General features: G+C 59.3%; 1 rRNA gene. It reads right to left on the reverse strand.

Annotation, left to right across the window (positions count from 1 at the left end):
• Positions 1 to 582, reverse strand: a 23S ribosomal RNA gene (locus ABD259_RS25690); the annotation flags it as partial.
• Between the last annotated feature and the right edge of the window lie 60 nt (positions 583 to 642).

Here is a 642-nt window from a genome sequence, read left to right on the forward strand (position 1 = left end):
ACCCCTCACCGGGGCACTTTTCACCTTTCCCTCACGGTACTCGTGCACTATCGGTCACCAGGACGTATTCAGGCTTAGCAGGTGGTCCTGCCAGATTCACACGGAATTCCTCGAGCTCCGCGCTACTCGGGACTGCACCCCGCGGCCCGCGCTCTGCCTTCACCTACGGGACTCTCACCCACTCCGGTACCGCTTCCCAACGGATTCAGCTAACAGAACACGAAACCACCCCAGGCCGGCAGACCTAGAACGGGCACATCCCACAACCCCGCACACGCAACAACTGCCGTCTATCACACGCGCACGGTTTAGCCACCATCCCCTTTCGCTCACCACTACTCAGGGAATCACTATTGTTTTCTCTTCCTACGGGTACTGAGATGTTTCACTTCCCCGCGTCACCACCAACCGCCCTATACATTCAGACGGCGGCAACCCGACACAACTCGGGCTAGGTTCCCCCATTCGGACACCCACGGATCACAGCTCGGTTGACAGCTCCCCGCGGCCTATCGCGGCCTCCCACGTCCTTCATCGGCGCCTGGTGCCAAGGCATCCACCGTATGCCACACTAACTTGGCCACCACAGATACAAGATGCTCGCGCACACTATCCACGAATCAAAACACCAGCCACACACCC

The sequence above is a fragment of the Nocardiopsis rhodophaea genome (assembly GCF_039530945.1).
GTDB lineage: Bacteria > Actinomycetota > Actinomycetes > Streptosporangiales > Streptosporangiaceae > Nocardiopsis_C > Nocardiopsis_C rhodophaea.